Source organism: Brevibacillus fluminis, assembly GCF_052072235.1.
GTDB lineage: Bacteria > Bacillota > Bacilli > Brevibacillales > Brevibacillaceae > Brevibacillus_D > Brevibacillus_D fluminis_A.
Window position 1 is genome coordinate 1,151,596 of the sequence record NZ_CM125436.1, and the last position, 23,010, is coordinate 1,174,605.

Genomic DNA, 23,010 nt, shown 5'->3' on the forward strand with positions numbered 1-23,010 from the left:
CATTATCTTTCCTATGATGGGGATGCGTTTTGCATAGGCGCGGGAGACATCTGATTACGGAGAAGAGGGTGAGTCGGATTGGAGCTTCATTTAAACGCAAATGAGTATGAAACAGACGTCCAGCCGGATGAGCGCCTCTCGCAGCGAAGCATCCGGCTGCTGCAGGAGCTGAAACAATGGGATCACGACACATACATGCATTCCCATCAGGTTGCATGCTATGCCGTCGAGCTGGGAAAAGCGTGGGGGGCAAACGAGCGGACGCTCGCTGATCTGTATGTCGCCGGATGGTTGCATGATCTCGGAAAGTTACGCATCCCGGTGGAAATTTTGCAAAAGACGACGAAGCTTGCGGACAGCGAATTCGCCGCCATCAAGCTGCACCCGATCCACTCCGCCGCCCTGATCCATCAGGAAGGCTACTCGCCGCACGTGCTGGAAGGAATCTTGACCCATCACGAGCGAATGGATGGCAAAGGATACCCGTTCGCCTTGCCCAATTCCGACATCCGGCTGATCGGGCGGATCTTGCAAGTCGTCGACGCTTTTTCGGCTATGACCACGAACCGCGCCTATCGCGAAAGCATGACGGTCGACAGGGCTGTCCAACAGCTTTATTTGCACGCACATACCCAGTTTGATCCCGCATTGGTAACGATGTTTTGCGAGAGGGTGCTGAATTATGGCAAAATGCAGCCTGGTTGAAGATGTTTGCACGATCGTCCGGATGGTCGCATGGCTGTGGACGGGGAACAACAAAATCCTGCCTCACAGCATCCTGGGGCCGTTGATGCGGCTTGAGAGCAACTGCTCGATCAGCGCGTGGGAAGGGAGCACGAGATCGGCGCGGATGCTGCACGATTCCGGCGTTTGCGCGGAAGCGGCGGCGGATGACAAGGTGCCGGAGGCCTGAAGGAGCTGTCCGGCTTCATGCTGCGCCAATATCGGCAGGTACACCTTTTGGGCAGTATCGCCAAGCCCGATCAATCCGATGCGTTTTTTCATAAGATCCCCTCTTTTCCTCGCATGTCCGTTCGATTTTCTTGCGTTCACCTGGGTGAAGCGATTCCTCTCCAGTCTACCTGCATCCGTCCGTGGTGTATACCCGTCACATTCGTCGAATCGCCGGAACAATCCAGATCGTTTCTTGACTTTTCTTCCTGTCCTCTCGATAATACCCTTAGGGGTATTTGAATAGAGCAGAGAATCGAAGAGGGGGAGAACCGGATGGGCAAAAAAATCGTCATCGTCGGTGGCGTTGCAGGCGGAGCCAGTGCTGCTGCCCGCTTGCGCCGCCTTTCTGAACAAGACCAGATCATCATGGTGGAGCGCGGCGCGTACATTTCGTTCGCAAACTGCGGCCTGCCTTACTATATTGGCGGAACGATCGCGGACCGCAAAAAGCTGTTCGTCCAAACGGTGGACGGCATGGCCAAAAAATTCAACATGGACATCCGCAATTTGAGCGAGGTGACCGCGATCGATCGCGAAAACAAGACCGTCACGATCCAAAGCGTGACGACTGGCGAATCGTACGTGGAATCGTATGATATTTTGCTGCTCTCGCCAGGAGCCAAGCCGATTGTGCCGCCGATCAAAGGGATCGAGACGGCAAAAGCGCTGTTCACCTTGCGCAACATCCCGGATACCGATGCGATCAAACAATATTTGGAACAAGCAAAGCCGCAGCGGGCCGTCGTGATCGGCGGTGGGTTCATCGGCGTCGAGATGGCGGAAAACCTGCGTGATCAAGGTCTGGAAGTCACTTTGGTCGAGATGTCCAACCAAGTGATGGCGCCGCTTGATTACGAAATGGCAGCGATTGTCCACCAGCATATGCGTCAAAAAGGCGTGGAGCTGATTCTAGCAGACGGCGTCGAGTCATTTGAGGAAGAAGGAACAATAATTACGCTGAACAGCGGCCGGCAAATCGCGGCCGACATGATCATCCTCGCCATCGGCGTACAGCCGGAGAGCAATCTGGCGCGGGAAGCCGGGCTTGAGCTGGGAGTGCGCGGCGCGATCAAGGTTTCCCCGACCTTGCAGACAAGCGATCCGTCCATTTATGCGGTCGGCGATGCGATCGAGGTCATCGACTGGATCAACGGCCAGCCCACGGTGGTGCCGCTCGCATGGGGAGCCAATCGCCAGGGCAGGCTGGCAGCGGACCATATCAACGGGCGGGATGTTCGCTACAACGGGGCTCTTGGCACCGCAATCGCCAAGGTTTTCGATCTGACCGCTGCGGTGACGGGCAACAATGAGAAAACGTTGCAGCGATTGGGTATCCCGTATGAAGCGATCCACGTCCATCCCGTCTCTCATGCCGGGTATTATCCGGGGGCGGCGCCGATCGCCCTGAAACTGCTGTTTGATCGTGACAGCGGCAAGATTTTGGGCGCACAGGCCATTGCAGGAGATGGCGCAGACAAGCGGATCGATGTGATCGCGACGGCGATCAAGGGCGGCCTGACCGTTTTCGATCTGCCGGATTTGGAGCTGGCGTATGCGCCGCCCTATTCCTCGGCAAAAGATCCGGTCAACCTGGCAGGGTATGTCGCGTCCAATGTCGCCGACGGCTTGGTCGACATCGTCCAGTGGCACGAAATCGATGCGATCATCGGGGCCGGCGGTCTGGTGATCGATGTGCGCGAGCCGCATGAGCGCGAGGCCGGATTCATCCCGGGCACGGTCAATATTCCGCTGGGCGAGATTCGCGAACGTTTGCGCGATCTGCCCAAAGACCAAACCGTCCATGTCTCCTGCCAGGTAGGGCTGCGCGGATACCAGGCCGCGCGAATTTTGGCTGAGAACGGCTTTGCTGTCAAAAATGTCGATGGCGGTTACAAGACATATGCTGCCGCTGCACGGGAGAAGGCGCTCTTGGCCAAAGTTGACTAGACAGCTAGGCAGAAGAGGAGTAGAGCGTAAAGTCTGTAAAAAAGGTGGGGCTGCTGATGATTGAATATGGTACGGATGTAAAAAATCGATTGCGTCGCGCAGAAGGACAAGTACGCGGTGTCCTGAAAATGATGGAGGAAGGCAAAGAATGCCGGGAGGTCGTCGCACAACTGTCCGCAATCCGCACCGCGATCGACCGGTCCATCGGGCTTGTGATCGCCAACCATCTGCAAGCGTGCATTCGCGAAGAACTGGAAAAGGGCAATGATCCTGACCAGGTGATCAAGGAAGCCGTCGAGCTGCTGGTAAAGAGCAGATAGTCGTTTGGTGGGAGTGGTTTGGTGCCGGAAATCAGGCGCAAAACTGCCGGATATTCAGCGGTGACCCATGGCATGACCGCGCTGTGATGCATGAATCTCGGGAATTACTCGTTTGGCATGTTCCTTGCTACTTCTTCTGGCAATGCGCGTGAGCAAACAGGGAGGTTATCATACGATGGAATGCCAATGGTGTAATGAACCGCATACAACTGAATCGACGCAAGATTGCTACTGGACGATGCCAGATGGCAAACGTACGCTCCGTATCCTGCAAATCCCTGCGGTAGACTGTCCGAAGTGCGGCGTCTATATATCGGAACCGATGAATCAGAAGGTCGAAGAAAACCTGATCATGGCGGACTTGACCGGATACCCGGACACTTTGACATACGACCAGATTTTGCACGCACCCAAGATCCGGCTGTTCGATTTGAAATAAGCAACTGCATATGCTGACATGCCCCGATGCTCCTTATTGGAAAATCGGGGCATTTTCATGCCTTAAGAAAAACGTCTTTCAGAAGTTCTTTCGAGAAGCAGGTCCTTCGATCTATGGAAGTTTTCTTCCGTTCCAGACTTTATAAGCGGGCACTTATAAAGTCTTATACGATGAAAAAGCCAATTGCCAAAAGCGGGTGTCCCCATCATAATGTAGAAGGTGGATTGAGCTTTTCCATATTTCTGCTTCAATTCAATTGTAAAATGTAAAAACCAATGTGGAAATAAAAGAGATGGAGGCGTAGCATGCATTACTGGGTAGCCATTATCCTGGGGATGGTCGAAGGACTCACCGAATTTTTACCGGTATCGTCTACCGGCCACATGATTTTGACGGCTGATCTGTTGAATTTCACCGACGAAAAAGCCAAAACATTCGAGATCGTTGTTCAGCTTGGATCGATTCTGGCTGTCGTCGTCTTGTATTGGCGCCGATTCCTGAGCGTGCTGGGCTGGGAGCGCCAGCGGGTCAAGCGGCCGCGGTTGAACCTGCTCCACATCATTTTGGCGATGGTTCCGGCAGGCGTGCTGGGCGTCGCGCTTCACGGCGTCATCAAGCAATATTTATTCGGTGCACAAACAGTGCTCATCGGTTTGATTGCAGGCGGGATTCTCATGATTGTCGCAGAAAAGCTTCCCCGCCGGACAACAGCGCAATCGCTCGATGAGATCAGCTATAAACAAGCTTTTGGGATTGGTCTGTTTCAATGTCTCGCACTGTGGCCAGGCTTCTCGCGGTCTGGCGCGACGATCGCCGGCGGGCTTTTGCTCGGGACCACGCACAAGGCGGCTGCCGAATTCACGTTCCTCGTCGCCGTTCCGGTGATGGTCGGGGCGAGCGGTCTCGATTTGCTGAAAAGCTACCAAAACCTGTCGATGGATGATTTGGGCTTTTTCATTGCAGGCTTCATCACGGCTTTCGTTGTCGCCATGCTCGCGATCGTCAGCTTCCTGAAGCTGCTGCAGCGTTTCAAGCTGACGCCATTTGCGTATTATCGGTTTGTGATTGCGGTGTTGTTTTATTTCTTTATTCTTCGTTAAGTACATGGATAGACGGTATGATTCCTGGGAATCATGCCGTTTTTTTGTGCAACACGAAAGGCTGCTCGCTGTGAAAACTAGACGAACGAAGCGTACTTTGGTTTATTTTTGGAATTTGATAAACCGAAGCTGTAACATTGCAATGACCCAAACGTCTACTATGCGAAAACCAGAATGATCGTATATTGATGGAGGAAGATCAGGATGAAGAAAAGCGCTGTAATTCCAATTGTTTCGATTCTTGCCGTGACAGCGGCTTTTGGGACCGCGAGTTTTGCGGAAGCGGCTGTCGCGAGCAAAGTGACTGTGCCGGCGGCGAGCGCGGCTCCGGCGAAACCAACGCCGAGTGCAGCGCCCGTGAAACCGGCAGCACCCGCGGCCTCCGTGAAACCAGCACCGAGCGCGGCTCCGGCGAAACCAACGCCGAGCGCAGCGTCCGCGAAATCGGCAGCACCTGCGGCCTCCGTGAAACCAACGGCCAGCGCGGCTCCGGCGAAACCAACAGCAAGCGCAGCCCCCGCGAAACCAGCGCCGAGCGCGGCCCCGGCGAAACCAACGCCGAGCGCAGCCCCCGCAAAACCGGCAGCACCTGCGGCCTCCGTGAAACCAGCACCGAGCGCGGCTCCGGCAAAACCTGCCGCTAGCCCAACAGCCCCCACCCCAGCCACCAAACCGATCGCATCGACACAACAAACATCACCGCAGCGCGTGGCGGCAGAATCCCTCCCCGCCCGCATCGCCTTCACCAACCAAAATCACCTGTGGGTAATGGACGCGAAAGCAAAGGGAGCCGCGCCCAAGCAGGTGACAACGCAAGGAGCTGTGGAGATTGTCGGATGGTCGTACAACGGGGAGTGGCTGATGTACAAGCAATACAAAACCGAGGATCGGTACAGCGCGGACCCGGTTCTGTGGGTAGTCAGAGCGGATGGCACGGGGGCCTTTCCGATCGAGGCGATGCCGGTGTACCAAACGGCAAAATGGTCGCCGACCTCGCTGCAGCTGGCCTATGCGACAAATAATCCGAAGGGGCACAATCAGACACAGCTTACCATCGCAACCATCGGTGCAGGCAAAGTGACGGCAAAGAGCCGGATCGATCAGGTGAATGCAGGCGATTTCACCTGGATGCCGGACGGCAAGGCGCTGCTGGTGGCGACGCCCGCGAGCGTTGGGGTGCCGCCGCGCCTTGTCAAAATGGACCTGGCTGGCAATATCGCGAAAAGCTTCGGCATTGGCGAGAAGCCGACGGCACATGACGGGATCTACATGAGACAGGCGGCGGGCATGGCGGTTTCGCCTGACGGGCGCTATGTCGCTTACTACATGCTGCCCAATTCCGCATCGCTTGCGGCAGACGGTGTCTCGCTCATGCTCCTCGATCTGCAGCAGCCGGCGAAGCGGATCGAGCTGGGCGGATCACTCGCGTACAACCAGTGGTTGGCATGGTCGGCCGATAGCAGCCGACTCGCATTCGTGGAAGGAGGCGGGCGCGAGGCGACGACCGGCAAGCACTTGATGATCGCCGAGCGCCGCACCGGTTTCCGCCCGATACAAGCGGGGGAAGAGAAGCTTCTCTCCTTGCAGCCGGAATGGGGCGATGCGGCAGGCAGCACGCTGTATTTTGAGCAAGGGAAAGAGAATCTGTCATGGATGGGCAACTACGATCCGAAGCGCGTGCTGGTGCCGGGGCAGAGGATTTGGCAGCGGACAGCGGATGGAAAAGCGCATGCCGTAACGACAGGTCCGGCGAATACGGCGGATTACGCGCCGATCGTTTCACCGGATGGCAAGACGATGCTCTTTGTGCGGCTTGACGGCGCCGAGCACGGCTCGCTGTATAGGAAGAGCGGGACTTCCCGGGAGATGGAACTGCTGCGCAACGTGACCGGAGAAAACGGCTATTACGGCAACTATTTGCCGGGATGGGTTGCCGTGTATTGGACAAAATGAGCGCCATGGGGCGAAAGCAAAAAACAGCGTGATTCTCAGGAATCGCGCTGTTTTTTTGCAATGTATCCTTCTACAAACAAGCGTTCATCTCCGATGTGATGCTCGATGTAGATGCCCGGCTGGCTGGTATCTCCGATGGGGACCGTTTCAACCAGGTCAAACTGGCAAGGTTTGATATGAGTTTCGATAAACGCCTTTTCCGAGTTCAACGGATAGGCATCGGGGTAGAGTTCGCGCATTTTTTGCAGCGATTTTGCGCCACTCTTGTAATACGTATAAATCCCGATGATCGTCGTATCCTCCTTGCAATGCCGATTCAGCTTGGCAAGCGGGAATATCGGATTGAACAGGGAGTAATCGTTGAAGGAGAGACTGTCGATGATGTAGTCGACGGATTGGTTGGCGATCGGCAAATGCAGCGACGTGTTGACGATGTAGAGCACCTTCAGCTTGGGATTGATGAACGTCAGCTTCCCTTTCAGCTTCTCCACCATTTCCCGTTTGCTGCCGCAAAAAATGTACATGGCGTCGTCCTGGAGCAAATGCAAGAATTTGGGCAGCAGGACGAACGTATCGATGCTGGGCTCCAGAATCACCTTGTTTGCCAGCGGATAGCTTTTCAACCGTTGATAAATAAACAGCCCGCTCTTGGTCATCAGCTCAATCAGCTCGGTGCTTACTTCACCCAATGTTTTGGGTTCGTAGAAGTAGGCTCTGTTTTGAATCGAATTGTCCAGATTGGGAGCATACAAAATCCCGCCTGCAATTTCGGCCTGAAAGCCGCATGAACAGGTCACGTCCGCATCCATGATCGACTCTCCGTGAATGCGAGCGTTTTTCAATTGAAGTGAACCTGAACAGACGGGACAGCGAAGCAGCGGGAGGAACGAAATGGAGATGCCGGTTTCGGTTTCTTCTCCCTTTTTTTGATGGACCGTATCGATGATCGCGTCGATGTTTGCGATGGCTTCGTAGCGATTGGCAATTTCCCGGCGCAGCTCTTCCTTTTTGGTATCGAGCAGCTGCACGAAATTTTCCAGATCCTCCATGTCACTTAGCAAAGTCACGCGTTTGATTTTCAGGATGCCGCCGATTTCGTTTAGCGTAAAGTGAAGAGATTTCAATTGGGTAATAAACGTCATATCGTCTTCACACGTTTGGTCATAGTCGTAGTACGCATCTTTTTTCACTGGAATTAAAAATCCAAGGTTCGTATAATAGCGGATCGTGTCGATGGAAACATTGAATTTTTTGGCAAACAATCCGATTTTCATTGTGTCCTCCCCTCCATGGAGTATACTCCGTGCTTTTATTGAAAAACGTCCAAAATCGGCGATTGCCCTATAGATAAGTCTTCACTCTACTATGGAGTCAGGAAATGCGAAACCGTTTACATTCTTAGAGGAGGAATACGTATTGGAAAACACTCGCTTGGAACGTTCGCTGACGCTTGCACCGCTCGTCCTTTTCGGCATTTCGTTCATGGCGCTGGGCACCGTGTTCAGCACGTATGGCATTGCTGCCCAGCTGACGCAAGGGATGGTTCCTGTCGCTTACATTCTAGCATTAGTTGCGATGCTTTTTACAGCGCTTAGCTATGGAAAGATGGCGGGAGCTTTCCCGATTGCAGGCTCGGCCTACACGTACGCCCAAAAAGCGATCTCCCCATCGGTCGGCTTCTTGGTGGGCTGGAGCATTTTGGTTGACTATTTGTTTATTCCGATGGTCAATTACCTGATTTTTGCCAGCTTTTTGCACGCGGCTTTGCCCTCGGTGCCTGAATATGTCTGGATTTTGCTGATGATCGTGCTCGTTACTTTCATCAATATCAGAGGAATCAAGCTGGCGGCGAATGTCAATACGCTGATCAATGCTTGTGCGCTTCTGTTTATCGTGACATTTTGTGTTTTGTCGATCCGGCACATCGTGACAAATCAGAGCATCTTCCATCTGTTCTCGCTTACGCCGTTCTTCCAGCAAGGAACAACAGGCTTTACCGCAATCATGGCAGGCGCTTCTCTGCTTTGCTTTTCCTTTTTGGGCTTCGATTCCGTTACGACGTTTGCGGAAGAAGTGAAAAATCCGGAGAAGCTGCTCCCGCGCGCCGTGATGATCGTGACGCTGGTCGGCGGCCTCGTCTTCATCGTCGTTTCGTATCTGGCCCAACTCGTCTATCCCGATTACGCGTCATTTTCCGATCCCGATTCTGCTGCGTTCGTCATCATTCAATATGTCGGCGGTGACCTTTTGGCATCCTTTTTCATCGTGATGATCGCATCGGGCACGTTTGGCTCTGCGATGGTTTCCCATGCCAGCGTCGGACGTCTGCTTTATTCGATGGGGCGCGATGGCGTGCTGCCAAAGAAGCTGTTCGCCTACCTTCATCCAAACTGGAAAACACCGCTTTTCAATCTTTTGCTCGTGAGCGCGATCTGCTTGTCAGCGCTGTTTATGACGCTGGGAACGGCGGCATCGCTCATCAATTTCGGCGCTTTTCTCGCTTTTAGTTGCGTGAATATTTCTGTGATTCTTCATTTTTTCGTCCGCAAAAAAGAACGTACAGGTTGGGCGCTGTTCCGCAACCTGCTTTTTCCGGTCATCGGGACGATGATGGACCTGTATTTGCTCGTTAATCTGGATTCCGATTCTCTGATTCTGGGGATCATCTGGTTTTGCATCGGTTTTGTTTATCTGCTTGTCCTGACGAAAGGGTTTAAGAGAAAGCCTCCGCAAATGGAAATCGATGCAGCCTAGTTCATACATGGAAGGAAGGATTCACATGAAAGCGGATTTGATACTAAAAGGCAAAAAGGTGTTCACCGGCTTGCAAAATCAGCCTGAGGAAGCGGCTGTCGTGATTCGGGGAAACAAAATCGTGGATGTTTGCTCGATCGAGGAGAGCCGCGCTTACGAAGGGGAAGGGACGCGGGAGCTGGTCTATCCCGATCAGCTGATCGTGCCCGGATTCCATGACGCCCATCTCCATGTCATGATGGGCAGCCTGATCGAAAACTTCTGCGTGATGCTTGGCGATGCCAAATCGGAGGAAGAAGCCGCAGCGATGGTGAAGGAATACGCCGATCTTCACCCGGACGACGAATGGATCATCGGCTTCGGGTGGGACCGGAACGCATGGGAGAGCAAACGTGACCCGCATAAAAGCTCATTGGACCGCCTTTTGCCCGATCGCCCTGTTTTTCTGCTCAACGTGGAGGCGCACTACGGATGGGTCAACAGCTGTGCATTAGACCGTGCCCACATCGACGAAACCACGCCGGCGCCGGATTTTGGCATCATTGAAAAAGATGAAAAGGGGGGAGTAACCGGCATTTTGCACGAATCGGCGATGGCGCTTATCACCGCGATTGCATTCGCCTTCCCCCGCCCAAAACAGGAAGCATTGCTCGCAAGCTTCTTGGCGCACACGGCCAAACATGGCATCACCTCTGTGGACGATTTGTACGGGAGCCGTGCGAATGAAGCACTGGATGATTACACCCTGTACAAAGCATTCGATGAAGCAGGCAAGCTGACGACGCGCCTTCATTTTTATCCGCCGATGAATGGGGATATTGAAAGGGCGAAGCGTCTGCGCGATGAATTCCGCTCGGAAAAGCTGCAAATGAGCGGGCTGAAGCAATTCGTCGACGGGGTTGTGACCGGCCACACGGCGTACATGCTGGAGCCGTATCGGGACAAACCGGACTCGCACGGCGAGCCGGCATTTCCCGAGGAGGACATCAAAAAATGGGTAGCAGAGGCAGACAAGGAAGGCTTCAAAGTCCGCCTGCATGCGATTGGAGACCGGGCGATCCGGCTTGCGCTCGATTCTTTTGAAGAGGCGAAAAAAGCCAATCAGACCAGCGATCTAAGGCACGCGGTGGAGCATGTGGAGGTCATCAATCCCGCTGATCTTTCCCGTTTTCATGAGCTGGGCGCCATCGCCTCCATCCAGCCGATCCATCTGGCTCTGATGCCAGCCGAAGGTTATCTGCATGCGATCGGCGCGGAGAAATCTCCTTATTGCTATACGAGTAAAATGCTCCAGGATGCGGGCGCGACGCTTGCCTTCAGCAGCGATTTCCCCGTTGCGCCGATCAACCCGATGCTGGGGCTGCATCGTGCCGTCACACGGATGGATTACTATGGACAGGTGGCGTGGAATGAAGCGGAAGCGGTCTCGCTCGCCGATGCGATCCGCTACTACACGCTAGGCGGGGCGTACGGCGTCCATCGCGAGCACGAGCTGGGCACGCTGGAAAAAGGCAAATATGCCGACATCGCCGTGCTTGACTGCGATTTGTTCAGCATACCGGCAGATGGCATCAAGGATGCAAAAGTGGTGCTGACGGTGATGGATGGACAGATCGTGTATCAGGCGGAACAAGACTGAGAATGCAGGAAATATTCAGGGCTGTCACCGGAAGGAGTTTTGGTGGCGGCTCTTTTTTTCTTGCGTCAGCGTTTTTATTGTCTCGGCCCGTTTTGGCAAACTGATAGGAAAGGAAAAGAGAGTTGGGAGCGGAATGGTCAAAAGGGACACGTGCCGACATCGGAATGGGTTTCATGTCGCCATCGGTTCAAACAGCGAGCGCCAATTGCGGAAGTGGTCCAAAGCAAAACAGTTGGTATGCCCGGAATGCGAAGCAGCTCTTATTTATCGGCGCGGCGATCGGGTTACGGCTCATTTTGCGCATCTGGCATTTTGTGCGCAAGGCGGGTACGAACCTGAATCGGATTCGCACCGAAAGGGGAAGCTGCTGGTGGCACAATGGCTCCGTGCGCAATTCCCGCAAAATGAGACGAGATGCGAAGCGGTCATCGAAGAGACGGGCCAACGCGCCGACGTGCTGACGATTTTTCCCGGAGGCAGGCGGCTTGTCGTTGAGGTGCAATGTTCACGGCTGCCCAGATCAGAGTTGGAGCACCGGATGAGGCTGTACAAAACGGCTGGCATCGGGCAGTTGTGGCTTTTGGATTGGCAGAGTCTCAGGCAGAAAACAAGTGGACGCGGGCGCTTCCTCAAGCTGACGGAGCTGTCCTTGCTGCTGACCCATGCCCAACATGACCGACTCTATTTGCTCGATAGGGAGGAAGAGGAGATTGGGTATGTGAGGCTGCCCATACAGGAGCAGCACCGCAGACTGGTGGAGACCGGCTTGGTGTGGAAACGTAAGCTGGCGGAAATCCGCATCCATCCTTCCGGAAAGCTGGAATTGCAGGAAGCTGACGCCATGTTTGAAGCGATTCACTTGCGTAAGCAGCAGGAAGCCCATCGCCGAAGGATGTGGGAAAAAAGAGTGGTGGAGCGAATGGAGGTGTGGCTGCTGCCCGAAAACGTGCAGCGACTCATTCGGCGGCGACGGGAGCAACGTGAACAGCATCCGTTGTTTTCGGTTATCTCCGTGTTTTATCATCCTTGGGACTATCCGCTTATGCAAGTTTTTGAACGCCAGATTGAAGGAGACCAGCTTTTCAAACTCGACCCGTTTCTGTGGCAAAGCTTTTTGTTTTTTACCGAAATCTATCGATCTTATAATCGCTCCTCCACCTTTTCACGAGGCAGACGACGGCCCAGGCTGTTCGTCAAGCGTCTCGTCCACTCGGCTCCGGGCAGGCCGGATCGGATCTTTAAGGAGCAGGTGATCGACAGGTGGATCAATCGGCCGTTACAAACTGCCAAAAGAATTGCACCCGAAACATTCGCATCGGTAAAAGATGTGCATGAGGTGATTTATGACTATTTGTGCGGTCTGGCTGAACTCGGATTTCTGCAAAATATCACCCCGAATCAAGCATCGATTACGGCGAATGGCAAGCTGTACGGTACATTTGAAGTCTTGTTTGATCGATTCTATCCGGAGATATTCAACACGAATGCAGGCATCCGCCGTTTTTTCCAACAGCATAAGCTGCAGTTCATCTGGCGGGAATGGTACGACTTGCGGACAGGAGAGCGGTTTCCTTGATATGGGGTATGGCTTTTGCGGTGTCCCCACGTTGAGAAGATAAGTAGAAGCGATTCGGATGCAAAGCTACGTTAAAAAGGAAGCCATCTGCTTAAGCGGAAGGCTTCCTTTCTTACTTGTGCAGCTCGTTACTGCAATTTCGGCGGATGAAAGCTCTGATGGCCGTCCACAATCTCGGCAAAAATATTCTCGGAAGCGAGCGAACGATCCAAGGATGCCGGAATTTTTAGCTCAAGCAGCTCCATCAAGCGTTGAATGTCTTCTTTTGTGGCGGGCTGTTTTTCCGTTTTCAACTGATAGCCCAAATTGCCGCTAACCTCCAATGTGGCCCATTGAACATCCGAAATGTTTGCGATTCCAGCCTGGCGAAGCCGCATTTCCAATTTATCGACGGAAAGTCTGAGCTTGGACAAATTATGCTCAACCAGCTGCCCATTTTCAATCACCATCACCGCTTTACCCGTAATAAGCGTTTCAAAGACATTCGATTTCATTCCGAGATACTCCATCAGCATCATGACCACCACCAATACCGCCGCCAGCAGAAAGGTAGGCCAGTATCCATTCCCCGTGATCGGCTGGATGATCAAAGTCCCAAGACCGATCATCACGATCACCTGTGCCATGGTCATTTGCGAAATGGATTTCCTGCCAGCGATGCGCAGCAAGATCGTGCCGAGTACAATCACACCGACAGTCTGCCATATAAGTGTCCAACTCATGAAATGACCTCCATGCTTCCATCATCTTGTCGGTATGTTGTCCCAAAATGTGGGGATTTATCACAGAATGAACATGACCAGCCACAGCACCCGTTCCTTTTTCATTGAATAGTCCGGCATTTTAGTAGTACACTTCTTCCAGAGGATGTAAAAAAACGCCAGCACAAAAAGAGAGGAAGAATCGCGATGGACCAACTGAAGGAAACGATCATCGGCCTGACGGCGAAAGCGGGAGGCACCTGGGGCGTTGTCGTGGAAGATTTGGATACAGGCAAAAGTTTGGCACACAACGAGGGTGAGCTGTTTCTCGCGGAAAGCGTCATCAAAGTGCCGATTATGGCCGCCGTCTTCGCCGCTGCGGAGGAGAAGCGCTTCAATCTGAGCGACACGATGACGCTGCGGCGCGAGGACATGGTGGGGGGATCGGGATTTTTGCAGCATATGACGCCGGGGATCGTGCTGCCGATCTATGACCTGATCACGCTGATGATCGTGCAAAGCGACAATACCGCGACCAATATGCTTGTCGATCTGGTAGGAGCGGATGCGATCAATCGGACGATGCGGGAGACGGGCATGAAAGAGAGCCATTTCTTCAATAAATGCTGCGTCTATCCGGTCAATCGCGAAGGGCTGAACGAGATCACGGCTGCAGACGTCAACGCTTTGCTCAAAACGCTCGCCACCGGCAGCTACATTTCCTATCACGCCTGCCAGCAGATGATCGAGATTATGAAAAAGCAGCAGGTGCGCAACGGTCTTCCCGCGTATTTGCCAGAATCCGACTCGCCGGTGATCGGCAGCCTGACACCTTGGGAAATGGCGCACAAACCAGGCTGGGATACGGGCAGGCAGCATGACGCAGGGATCTTGTTCGCAGGGAAAGGAAGCGTCAGTATCACGGTTCTCTCCAAAAATATCGAGCCATTCTCCGCTCTCGATACTTTGGCCAAGATCGGACAGAGTGTCTATGCGTACATGACGGCAGGGAAAAAAGCATAGCTGGATGAATTTACTTACTGCCAACATTCGTTTTTTTTCGACAAATTGCTCTTTTCACTCTTGAAAAAATAGTAGTATCAACTATAATGATGTTTATTGGCGAGTAGGCTAACCCTTATTAGGGTTAGATCGTCTTTAAACCCGTTTATTCCGATCAGAAAAATCGAGATTCACATGGCCGTTTATTCCGTGCAGGTCTGTTTTGCGTTTGATGGCGCAAAAAAGCGGTCCGCACGATAAGAAAAGATACAATTAGGGGAGAGAGATCGTAATGAAAAAGATGAAAGCACTGTTCATGTCGCTGTCTGTTTTTGCGGTATTGGCGGCAGGCTGCTCCACAGAGAAGGCGCCGGCGGCGGACAATTCGTCAGCACAACCGGCAGGCGAGCAAAAAGCGAAAAAGAAAATTGCGCTCGTGCTGCCTGAAAAAATCGGGGTAAACCCATTTTTCCAGCAAATGGATGAAGGCGTAAAAAAAGCGGGGAAAGATTTCGGCGTTGACGTAAAAACGATCGAATCCACTGACCAGGCCGCCATCGAGCAAAACCTGCGCGCAGTTGTCGCAGAAAACTACGACCTGATCATCACTTCTTCTTTTGAGTCCGAGGACGCGCTGAAAAAAGTTGCGACCGAAAACCCGGACAAGCCTTTCACCATCATCGATACGACGGTTGATCTGCCGAACGTGCGCAACGTTGTGTTCCGTGAGCAGGAAGCGGCTTACCTGGTCGGTGCGGCAGCGGGTCTCGCTACCAAAACAAACAAAGTCGGCATCGTTGTGGCAATGGACATCCCGAACCTGAAAAAATGGTCGGTTGGCTATGAAGAAGGCGTAAAAGCAACCAACCCGAATGCAAAAGTATTGGTAAACTATGTCGGCAGCTTCACAGACCCGGCGAAAGCGAAAGAATTGGCGATTCTGCAGCATTCCCAAGGTGCTGACTTCATCAACGGCGCTTCTGCTGTAGGCGATCTCGGCGTATTTGAAGCAGCAAAAGAAAAAGGCTTCTACACATCCGGCCAAGACGTGGACCGCACCGCGATCGACCCTGAACATATCGTCCTGTCCCAGCTGAAAGGAACGGATGCCGTCGCGTACGATACCGTGAAACAATTCGTGGAAGGCACCTACAAGCAAGGTACGTACGATTACGGCCTCAAGGAAGATGGCGTCGGCGTAACCTATGTCACGCGCGAAACCAAAACACCATTGAACCCGTTCATCGGCGAAGACATCATCAACAAAGTAAAAGCGATCAAGGATGAAATCGTCTCCGGCAAACGTACAGTAACCAACCCGCTGAAGCAATAACGCCATAGGAAATAGAAGGAAAACCGGCTGCGCTCAGGCAGTCGGTTCCTTTACATTTTACAGAAAGTTGGAAGGATGAGGAACGGATGACCGTTTTGTTGGAGATGGACCGCATCACCAAGCAATATGGCACCTTTACCGCGAACGATCAGGTCAGTTTTTCTCTGCAAGAAGGGGAAATCCATGCGATCGTTGGCGAAAACGGCGCTGGCAAAACCACTCTGATGAGAATCCTGTACGGGATGGAACAAGCGACCTCCGGAACCATTCGGATTCGCGGGAAGGAATGCCAGTTTCCAAACCCGGCGGCAGCGATCCAAAGCGGTATCGGCATGGTTCATCAGCATTTCATGCTCTTCCCGTCCCGGACGGTCGCTGAAAACATCGTGATCGGCAAGGAGCCGAAAAAGGGGATCTGGTTTGATCGTCGCGCTGCGGCGGAAGCGGTGAAACAATTGTCAGAAAAGTACCGCATGTCCGTAGACGCGAACAAAAAAGTGGGGGATTGCCCAGTCGGCACCCAGCAGCGCGTAGAAATTCTCAAAGTGCTGTACAACGGCGCAGACATCATCATCCTCGACGAACCGACAGCGGTCTTGACGCCGCTCGAGGTGGGGGAGCTTTTGGTTACGCTGAAGAGCCTGGCCGCTCAAGGCAAAAGCATCATATTGATCACGCACAAGCTGCATGAAGTGATGGAAGTGGCAGACCGCATCACCGTCTTGCGGAGCGGCAAGGTCACCGGGACGATGAACAAGGCGGACACGAATGTGGAAGAGATTTCCCGCCTGATGGTCGGCCGCGACCTCGTCGGCATCAAGCGCCGGGAGCGGCAGCCAGGCACGCCGATTTTGCAGGCGGAAGGGCTGTTCGTTCGCGGAGAAGCAGGGAAGCCGCTGCTGGACAATGTTTCGCTTCACGTCAACAGCGGCGAAATCGTCGGCATTGCCGGGGTGTCTGGCAATGGACAGTCCGAGCTGATCCAGGCGCTGACCGGCCTTTTCCCGGTGGATCGAGGCACCGTGACGCTCGCGGGCAAAAACGTGACCAACAGCACGCCGCGCTCAATCCGTGAGGCTGGACTCGCGCATATCCCGGAAGATCGCTATTTGTGGGGCGCAGCGAAAAATTCGTCGGTCAAGGAAAATGCCATGATGGGCCATTACCGAAAGCCGGCGTTTCAAAACGCGGGATTTCTCAATCACAAGCGGCTGAACCAGCAGGTGAGCGAATGGGTGAAAAGCTTTGCGGTGAAGACGGAATCGATTCATGAACGTGCGCAAAACCTTTCTGGAGGAAATTTGCAGAAGGTGATTGTTGCCCGGGAAATTGGCCAGGAAACGCCTTTTTTGATCGCGGCGGAGCCTACGCGCGGCGTCGATATCGGGGCGATGGAATTCATCCATCAGCAACTCATGCAAAAGCGCGACAAAGGCGAAGCGGTTTTGCTTGTATCGTCCGAGTTGACGGAAATCATGACCTTGTCCGACCGGATTCTGGTCATGTACGAGGGGAAGATCGTGGGCGAGCTTGATACACAGACAGCGACAGAAGAAGAAATCAGCTTGTTAATGGCAGGAGGAGGGCATTGATGAATCGAACAGGGTCATTTTTTGCTTCCCTGCTGCATCCGATCGTTGCGGTCGTGGTCGGGTTCCTCGCGGGAGCGATCGCGATTGCCGCGAGCGGTGCGCCTGTGCTGGAAACGTACGGGGAGATGTGGAAGGGCGCGTTCGGCAGCTTCTACTTCCTCACCAGCACATTGGCACGGGCCACGCCGATCATTTTGATCGGGCTGGGGATTTGTCTCGCGTTCCGCGCCGGCTTTTTCAACATGGGGGCGGAAGGGCAGATGGTGCTCGGCGCAATCGCCGCTGCCCTGACGGCGCTTTATTTGCCGGGACTGGGGATCGTGAAGCTGCTGGGGGCGTTACTCGCCGGGATCGCCGCAGGCGGAATCTGGTCCGTCCTGGCTGCCTGGATGGAAGTCAAATTCAAGATCGATCTGTTGATCAGCACGCTTTTGATGAACTATATCGCCACGCTGTTCGCCGGGTATTTGGTGACGGAGCCGTTCAAGGACAATACCGGTTCGGCTGCGATGGCGCAAAGCATGATGATCGACAAAAGCGCGTGGCTGCCGAAGCTGTTCCCCGGCATGACGCTGCACGCCGGTTTTTTGATCGCCATCATTTTGGTTATCGTACTTGCTTTTTTGTTCCGCCGGACGATTTTCGGCTATGAAGTCAACATGTTGGGGCAGAATCCGTTCTTCGCGGCATATGGCGGCGTAAATCGCGGAAAAGTGATGCTGTTGTCCATGTTTGCCAGCGGCGCTTTGACCGGCTTGGCGGGAACGGTTGAGGTGCTGGGCGCGCAATACCGCTTCATCGACGGCGCCCTGACCGTGCCAAGCTACGCCTGGACCGGCCTGATGGCCACGCTTTTGGCCAACTCCAACCCGGTGGGAACGGCATTTGCGTCGATTTTGCTCGCCGCCTTGCAAACCGGTGCAATGGGGATGGAGCGCAACACGGAAGTGCCGCTGGAAGTATCCGGCGTGATTCAAGCCGTGCTGATTTTATTCGTGTCCGCAAAGTTCTCGTATGCGTTCTTGAAGCGGAGAAAGGAGCGGAAAACCGATGGAGCATCTGTTTGATCTTTCGCTGCTCAATTCCACGATCCGGATGGTGACGCCGATTTTGCTGGCGGCCTTGGGCGGATCGCTGTGCGCGCGGGTGGGCCTGTTCAACGTAGGACTGGAAGGGCAGATCCTGGTGGGGGCGTTTGCCGCTGTCTTGGGCAATCATATGACCGGCAGCGTCGCGCTCGGCGTCTTGTTTGCCATCGTGTGCGTGCTGCTGTTCTCGCTCTTGTTCGCGTATTTGACCATCAATCTGCGCGCCAACGAGATCGTCGTCGGTATCGCCAGCAATTTCCTTGCAACCGGTTTGACGACCTATTTGCTCCGAATCGTCTTTGATGTCAAAGGCGCCTTTTACGACAAAGACATGCAGGGGCTGCCGCAATGGAGCATTCCTGTTTTGAAAAACATTCCGGTTCTCGGCGATATGATTTCAGGACATTCGCCGCTCGTCTTTTTGGCGTTTATTCTGGTTGTCGTACTCCAGTTTTTCTATTTCCGCACCGTCACTGGCTTCCGCCTGCTGGCAACGGGGGAAAGCCTCGTCGCGGCGCAGAGCATGGGGATCAAAACCCGACGGATGCAGTATGGCGCAGTCCTCGTCTGCGGCATTTTCTGCGGCCTGGCCGGAGCGCAGCTGTCGCTCGGACAAGTCACGATGTTCTCGGAAGGGATGACGGCGGGACGCGGATTCATCGCGCTGGTTGCGATGATGCTGGGGCAATCCAATCCGCTCGGCATCATGGGAGCGAGCCTTTTGTTCGGCTTCATGGACGCTTTCTCGATCCGCCTGCAAGGGCTGTCGATGCCGACGCACTTCACGCTCATGATGCCGTACGTAATGACGGTGATCGCCATGTTCTTCTTCAAGGACAAAAATTTGCTCAAAGGAAAAACGGGCGCAAGCGGCAGCTCGCGCTAACGGGAGGATAACCGATGAACGGCAAACAACACGAAAAAGCAGCGCGCATCCAGAAGATGAAGCTGCCGCCCGTCGCCCCGGCGCTGGCGCACCGCCTGCCGCCCGGGCAAGTTTTGACCGAGCGTTTCCCGATTTTGCATGAAGGGGACGTGCCTGCCTATGACATGAGCACGTGGACGCTTCGGTTGTTCGGCGCGGTGGAACAGGAAGTGACGCTAACGTATGACGACGTCATGGCGTTGGCGCAGTCGAAAATGGTGTGCGACATTCACTGTGTGACGCGCTGGTCCCGCTTTGACAACGAATGGGAGGGCGTCCGTTTCCGCGAGCTGCTGAAGCTGGTCAACGTCAGCCCCGATGTCAAGCATGTGATGATCCATGCGGACTACGATTACGATACGAATGTCCCGCTCGCCGATTTGCTGGGCGACGACATCTTGCTGGCGCACGCCTTTGGCGGCGAGCCGCTCCATGCCAAGCACGGCTGGCCGCTGCGCCTGGTCGTGCCACATCTGTACTTCTGGAAGAGCGCCAAATGGATTCGCGGCATTGAATTCATGACGGAAGACCGGCCTGGCTTTTGGGAGCGCAATGGTTTTCATAATTATGCCGATCCGTTTGCAGAGCAGCGCTTCTCCGGTGAAGCCCTGCCGATTCCTGAGGACGAGTGGGAGAAAAAGGAGTTTGATTAAGTGCTGCTAGGTGTGAATCAGATATTCCCTTAGCGCTGGAATATTGGGTATTGTTCGGGGTAGGAAACAAAACAATTTAATCCAAAAAGCGATGTACTCACGAATGGGTCAGTCCCAACTGAGGGTACATCGCTTTTTTGATCGTTTCCAGTATAAGGGCAACCGCGGTCCTATCAAATGATTCAATAGTTCAACTAATATAGTAATCTGGAATGTGCTGATTGGACGCAGGTATTTAAAGGTGAGCAAACGACGTCAGTCTTGGTTGATCAGCTCACGCATCGAGCTCATATCTTTGCCATGAATGGAGAAAGTTATCGCTTTAAGCAGAGCATTCAAAGATCGTGATCATGAAAAAGTTATTTGAGTAGCATTATTCCAATTTCCGAATCAATCAACTAACAATGCTAACCAGATAAATAAAAAAAAGAATATAGACGGAACTATTACTAATAGGAGTATGAAAATAATCCAGAACATGGGCTTTTTCAACGATGCCTTTAAATAATTTATAATACTTTCATTTTGTCTTTTATCTAGTTTTTTAGACCAATTGTTTATAACTCTTTTTACATATATTTCATCGTGAGCTTGAAGCTTAACCCATAATTCATCATATAATTTTTTAATTTCTTCATTGTCTTGAATTGTTTTCAATTTTATTCTCACTCCTTACTGGGTGTTGCATTAAGGACAGCCTTTTTAGCCCAGATTTTAATTTGCTAGACTAACATACTTGGTGCTCTTCATACCCCCATTATACTAAGGTTGTATTTTAAACAGTAATGCAGTTGAATCTTTTAATTTCTAATCTAATTATATTTGTTTGAATAATAAAACAATTAACCTAATTAAAGTAAAATATTGACAATTATAGCAATGTTAATTAATATGTAAAAAGTCAATTGTAAATTTCGCGAAAAAATGTATAAATATGTTATTTCGTGAAAAAATTTGCCGCACTTATCATATCCCTGTCAATGATACAGATAAGTGCGGTGAGTTTGAGTTGACTTTCATCTATTGACAATTGAAAGCCATCCATAAGAATAAACATTTAATTCGTAATTGTCAATAGATTAATCAATTCGTTTATGTATATGGAGGTGACTCAGATTATTAATTCTTAGTTTTTCTAAAAATGTAAAAAGAGGAGATTGATTTTATGAAGAAAAATGCTAAATCTTTGATTCTATTAGCGACACTTGCCATTTCAATTGGTTCATTTTCTCCTACAGTATATGCGAGTTCTTTAGTTTCTGAGGAAAATGTATTAGAAGGACAGTGGAAAAATACTCCTCCCAGCAGTTTTGCTCCGAAAATTAAGCAAATGAAGGACACGAAAGGTAAATTCACTTGGAATGATGGTAGGATTGTAAATTTCCCATCCAAGGAAGGAAAATCACTCGGAACATTAGATTTCTCTGAAGGTGGTCTTTACTTCTCATTAAATAACTATATCGAGCATGATTCCGATTACGATGAGAAGCATTTCTTTATCGGGTCTGTAGAAGTTTATAATAGGTCGTCAAGTAATGGACCTCTCTATTATCAACAAGCAGAAACAGTCACAACCACATGGACAACAACTGGAAGAGTGGGAAGTGAAGGCAGTTTAGCAACTAAATTACTTTCAACATTAAAACTTTCTGTCGGTTTTGATGTTGCTAAAAGTGTAACAAACACAGCAAGTAGTACAGTGGCCTATACTCTAACTGTTCCACCACAAAGTTGGGGAGCCATTGATGCGTATAACTGGGGGGCTTATTCGGAAGGAGTCGCAGTTTACAGGGTTATTGACCCAAATACGGGTAAAGATCTCGGGAAATACGAAGAACCAACTAGCGCTTGGGCTGTAAGAAAGAACAAGGTGTACTTTGATGCTTATACGTGGAAATAAAAGTAAAAAGATCATCTTTTTAAGTTTGGTATGCTCACTATTTATCATTCTCGCTGCTTGCACAAGCGGCGAGAATGAATATCCAAATAGTCAAATAAAACATAAATCCCAAAGGGCGATTTCTTACGAAGATTATATTAAGTTATGCAATACTATGGCGAATGATATGGTGCTTCCGACATTCACAAAAGTAGAGGACAATATCAATACTCCAACAATTATTTTTGTTGATAAGCCGATCACTTTTGGTAAACGAAATGTTTTAACTTTAACAGGGGAGCAAACGAATCAGTCAACGCAAAGGAGAATCATCTACTCAGATAACAATAAAAAGACAGCTATTAAGATTGATTTGATATATTTAGAAAGAGAATTAGAAAACGATTTATTATTTACTTCTTTGCCTTCGAAAAATCGTGGATTGAACGAAGTGACTGAAAGATTTACACAGGATATATTTGCCTACAATAATATTCTTGTAAATGTAACCATTTATTCATCTGATAAACCAATAACAATGAAGCTCCAAAATGAAATTGATGTGGCAGTCGTTAATTTTTTGCAAAATTACAAGACGACGAAATGAAACAGGGCAGGTACCGATCATCGATCAGGTGCCTGCCCTGTTTGCCTCCTGCACATCACCCAGGCATCTGGCTCATATCCATATACAGTACGTTCCAGCGATGCCCGTCCAGATCGCAGAAGCCTGCGCCATACATCCAGCCTTGGTCATGGGGCTTGGCATAGACCGTACCGCCAGCATTCACAACCTTGTCGATCAGTCCGTCTACTTCTTCTTTGCTCTGCGCATCGATGGAAAGCAAGACTTGCGTGGCGTGGGCGGTATCGGGAATGTCATTTCCCGTAAACGCTTTGAAGGTGTCTTCCGGAAACAGCATGACGACCACATGCTTGTCCCCGATGAGCAGGCTGGCTTTGTCGTCGCTGTCAGCCAAACGCGGGTTCAGGGTAAAGCCAATCTTGGAGAAAAACCGTTTGGAACGCGGAACATCCTTTACCGGCAAATTGATCCAGATTTCTTTTGCCATCGCCATCGCTCCTTCGCGTATTCGTTGATCATGGAGAATCTAGAGAATCGATTGCCTATGACATTCTGTTGCGAACTTCATT

The 23,010-nt window shown here is 51.8% G+C and carries 24 protein-coding genes; 19 read left to right on the forward strand and 5 right to left on the reverse strand.

Annotated features, from left to right (window positions below):
• The first annotated feature begins 78 nt into the window (after nucleotides 1-78).
• Nucleotides 79-705, forward strand: a complete 627-nt coding sequence (locus tag ACTID9_RS06010) for an HD-GYP domain-containing protein (RefSeq protein WP_441070335.1) — start codon at nucleotides 79-81, stop codon at nucleotides 703-705.
• Between the two features lie 63 nt (nucleotides 706-768).
• Here the strand turns inward: ACTID9_RS06010 and ACTID9_RS06015 are convergent, their stop codons facing one another.
• Nucleotides 769-1,005: a hypothetical protein gene (locus ACTID9_RS06015; protein ID WP_441070336.1), complete on the reverse strand. Its 237-nt coding sequence runs from the start codon at nucleotides 1,003-1,005 to the stop codon at nucleotides 769-771.
• Nucleotides 1,006-1,227: 222 nt separating this feature from the next.
• Here ACTID9_RS06015 and ACTID9_RS06020 point away from each other — a divergent pair, with 222 nt between their 5' ends.
• The 6 genes from ACTID9_RS06020 (at nucleotide 1,228) to ACTID9_RS06045 (ending at nucleotide 6,713) form a co-directional block, all read left to right on the forward strand.
• Complete coding sequence (locus tag ACTID9_RS06020; protein WP_441070337.1) at nucleotides 1,228-2,901, forward strand: CoA-disulfide reductase; 1,674 nt, start codon at nucleotides 1,228-1,230, stop codon at nucleotides 2,899-2,901.
• Nucleotides 2,902-2,960: 59 nt separating this feature from the next.
• On the forward strand, nucleotides 2,961-3,221 hold the full coding sequence (locus tag ACTID9_RS06025; RefSeq protein WP_441072433.1) for a metal-sensitive transcriptional regulator: 261 nt from the start codon (nucleotides 2,961-2,963) through the stop codon (nucleotides 3,219-3,221).
• 175 nt (nucleotides 3,222-3,396) lie between these two features.
• Complete coding sequence (locus ACTID9_RS06030; RefSeq protein WP_441070338.1) at nucleotides 3,397-3,660, forward strand: YokU family protein; 264 nt, start codon at nucleotides 3,397-3,399, stop codon at nucleotides 3,658-3,660.
• Nucleotides 3,661-3,965: 305 nt separating this feature from the next.
• Nucleotides 3,966-4,760, forward strand: coding sequence for an undecaprenyl-diphosphate phosphatase (gene bacA, locus ACTID9_RS06035; protein WP_441070339.1), 795 nt, complete (start codon nucleotides 3,966-3,968; stop codon nucleotides 4,758-4,760).
• A 188-nt stretch (nucleotides 4,761-4,948) separates the two neighbouring features.
• Nucleotides 4,949-5,404: a hypothetical protein gene (locus tag ACTID9_RS06040; protein WP_441070340.1), complete on the forward strand. Its 456-nt coding sequence runs from the start codon at nucleotides 4,949-4,951 to the stop codon at nucleotides 5,402-5,404.
• The gene (locus ACTID9_RS06045) at nucleotides 5,361-6,713 is read left to right on the forward strand and encodes a hypothetical protein (RefSeq protein WP_441070341.1); all 1,353 of its coding nucleotides are present in this window, start codon (nucleotides 5,361-5,363) and stop codon (nucleotides 6,711-6,713) included. The genes ACTID9_RS06040 and ACTID9_RS06045 overlap by 44 nt, the downstream gene beginning before the upstream one ends.
• Before the next feature lie 35 nt (nucleotides 6,714-6,748).
• Here ACTID9_RS06045 and ACTID9_RS06050 read toward each other — a convergent pair whose 3' ends face one another.
• Nucleotides 6,749-7,987 carry a MerR family transcriptional regulator gene (locus ACTID9_RS06050; protein WP_441070342.1) on the reverse strand — a complete coding sequence of 413 codons (1,239 nt, stop codon included), beginning with the start codon at nucleotides 7,985-7,987 and terminating at the stop codon, nucleotides 6,749-6,751.
• Between the two features lie 142 nt (nucleotides 7,988-8,129).
• Between ACTID9_RS06050 and ACTID9_RS06055 the strand changes: the two genes are divergently transcribed.
• The 3 genes from ACTID9_RS06055 to ACTID9_RS06065 all read left to right on the forward strand — a co-directional run bounded on the left by ACTID9_RS06055 (nucleotide 8,130) and on the right by ACTID9_RS06065 (nucleotide 12,682).
• Nucleotides 8,130-9,467, forward strand: a complete 1,338-nt coding sequence (locus ACTID9_RS06055; protein WP_441070343.1) for an APC family permease — start codon at nucleotides 8,130-8,132, stop codon at nucleotides 9,465-9,467.
• A 25-nt stretch (nucleotides 9,468-9,492) separates the two neighbouring features.
• On the forward strand, nucleotides 9,493-11,106 hold the full coding sequence (locus tag ACTID9_RS06060) for an amidohydrolase (RefSeq protein WP_441070344.1): 1,614 nt from the start codon (nucleotides 9,493-9,495) through the stop codon (nucleotides 11,104-11,106).
• Between the two features lie 133 nt (nucleotides 11,107-11,239).
• Nucleotides 11,240-12,682, forward strand: coding sequence for a competence protein CoiA (locus tag ACTID9_RS06065; RefSeq protein WP_441070345.1), 1,443 nt, complete (start codon nucleotides 11,240-11,242; stop codon nucleotides 12,680-12,682).
• A 128-nt stretch (nucleotides 12,683-12,810) separates the two neighbouring features.
• Here the strand turns inward: ACTID9_RS06065 and ACTID9_RS06070 are convergent, their stop codons facing one another.
• Nucleotides 12,811-13,404 carry a DUF421 domain-containing protein gene (locus ACTID9_RS06070; protein ID WP_441070346.1) on the reverse strand — a complete coding sequence of 198 codons (594 nt, stop codon included), beginning with the start codon at nucleotides 13,402-13,404 and terminating at the stop codon, nucleotides 12,811-12,813.
• Nucleotides 13,405-13,590: 186 nt separating this feature from the next.
• On the opposite strand from ACTID9_RS06070, the gene ACTID9_RS06075 reads away from it, so the two are divergent.
• From ACTID9_RS06075 to ACTID9_RS06105, 7 genes are all read left to right on the forward strand, one after another.
• Nucleotides 13,591-14,406: a serine hydrolase gene (locus ACTID9_RS06075; RefSeq protein ID WP_441070347.1), complete on the forward strand. Its 816-nt coding sequence runs from the start codon at nucleotides 13,591-13,593 to the stop codon at nucleotides 14,404-14,406.
• Nucleotides 14,407-14,686: 280 nt separating this feature from the next.
• Entirely contained in the window at nucleotides 14,687-15,718 is a 1,032-nt protein-coding gene (locus tag ACTID9_RS06080) for a BMP family lipoprotein (protein WP_441072435.1), read from the forward strand.
• A gap of 86 nt (nucleotides 15,719-15,804) precedes the next feature.
• Complete coding sequence (locus tag ACTID9_RS06085; protein ID WP_441070348.1) at nucleotides 15,805-17,310, forward strand: ABC transporter ATP-binding protein; 1,506 nt, start codon at nucleotides 15,805-15,807, stop codon at nucleotides 17,308-17,310.
• Nucleotides 17,310-18,377, forward strand: coding sequence for an ABC transporter permease (locus ACTID9_RS06090; RefSeq protein ID WP_441070349.1), 1,068 nt, complete (start codon nucleotides 17,310-17,312; stop codon nucleotides 18,375-18,377). Before ACTID9_RS06085 ends, ACTID9_RS06090 begins: the two co-directional genes overlap by 1 nt.
• On the forward strand, nucleotides 18,361-19,284 hold the full coding sequence (locus ACTID9_RS06095) for an ABC transporter permease (protein ID WP_441070350.1): 924 nt from the start codon (nucleotides 18,361-18,363) through the stop codon (nucleotides 19,282-19,284). The genes ACTID9_RS06090 and ACTID9_RS06095 overlap by 17 nt, the downstream gene beginning before the upstream one ends.
• 14 nt (nucleotides 19,285-19,298) lie before the next feature.
• The gene (locus ACTID9_RS06100; RefSeq protein ID WP_441070351.1) at nucleotides 19,299-19,976 is read left to right on the forward strand and encodes a sulfite oxidase-like oxidoreductase; all 678 of its coding nucleotides are present in this window, start codon (nucleotides 19,299-19,301) and stop codon (nucleotides 19,974-19,976) included.
• A 207-nt stretch (nucleotides 19,977-20,183) separates the two neighbouring features.
• Nucleotides 20,184-20,324: an ATP-binding protein gene (locus tag ACTID9_RS06105; protein WP_441072437.1), complete on the forward strand. Its 141-nt coding sequence runs from the start codon at nucleotides 20,184-20,186 to the stop codon at nucleotides 20,322-20,324.
• Between the two features lie 42 nt (nucleotides 20,325-20,366).
• Here ACTID9_RS06105 and ACTID9_RS06110 read toward each other — a convergent pair whose 3' ends face one another.
• Complete coding sequence (locus tag ACTID9_RS06110) at nucleotides 20,367-20,633, reverse strand: hypothetical protein (RefSeq protein WP_441070352.1); 267 nt, start codon at nucleotides 20,631-20,633, stop codon at nucleotides 20,367-20,369.
• A 508-nt stretch (nucleotides 20,634-21,141) separates the two neighbouring features.
• Here ACTID9_RS06110 and ACTID9_RS06115 point away from each other — a divergent pair.
• Both ACTID9_RS06115 and ACTID9_RS06120 read left to right on the forward strand, forming a co-directional pair.
• Nucleotides 21,142-21,876, forward strand: coding sequence for a hypothetical protein (locus ACTID9_RS06115; protein ID WP_441070353.1), 735 nt, complete (start codon nucleotides 21,142-21,144; stop codon nucleotides 21,874-21,876).
• Nucleotides 21,857-22,462 carry a hypothetical protein gene (locus tag ACTID9_RS06120; protein WP_441070354.1) on the forward strand — a complete coding sequence of 202 codons (606 nt, stop codon included), beginning with the start codon at nucleotides 21,857-21,859 and terminating at the stop codon, nucleotides 22,460-22,462. Before ACTID9_RS06115 ends, ACTID9_RS06120 begins: the two co-directional genes overlap by 20 nt.
• 55 nt (nucleotides 22,463-22,517) lie before the next feature.
• On the opposite strand, the gene ACTID9_RS06125 is transcribed toward ACTID9_RS06120, so the two are convergent.
• The gene (locus ACTID9_RS06125) at nucleotides 22,518-22,928 is read right to left on the reverse strand and encodes a VOC family protein (protein ID WP_441070355.1); all 411 of its coding nucleotides are present in this window, start codon (nucleotides 22,926-22,928) and stop codon (nucleotides 22,518-22,520) included.
• Nucleotides 22,929-23,010 lie beyond the last annotated feature (82 nt).